Origin of the sequence: Wenyingzhuangia sp. 2_MG-2023, assembly GCF_030548295.1 — a bacterium.
Classification (GTDB): Bacteria; Bacteroidota; Bacteroidia; order Flavobacteriales; family Flavobacteriaceae; genus Wenyingzhuangia.
This window is the reverse complement of the sequence record NZ_JAUOSB010000231.1, coordinates 1-230: the sequence shown is the minus strand read 5'-3', so window position 1 is coordinate 230 and position 230 is coordinate 1. Positions and strand designations below refer to the sequence as shown.

At 33.9% G+C, this 230-nt stretch carries 1 pseudogene; it reads left to right on the top strand.

Features of this window, described 5'->3' with window-relative positions:
- Positions 1–227, top strand: a pseudogene (locus tag Q4548_RS17120) (hypothetical protein); the annotation flags it as partial.
- Positions 228–230: the final 3 nt, after the last annotated feature.

The window sequence follows — 230 nt, the reverse complement described above, 5'->3', positions numbered from 1 at the left end:
TTCTAGAGCTTGGTGAATATGCATGCACCACAGATCTTGAAAGAAAGAATTGGAAGCGAAATCAACAACTGGTTGATTTAGATTTTGTTCCGAAGGATTTTGAAGAAAAAATCATCCAAGCATATCAAAATTATGAAAAACGTGGATCAAAACAGAAAATGTTGGCATATTTCATCAAGAACGGCCTGAAGAATTTGATATCTGAAATTTCCCTCATGAAAGGATAAGAA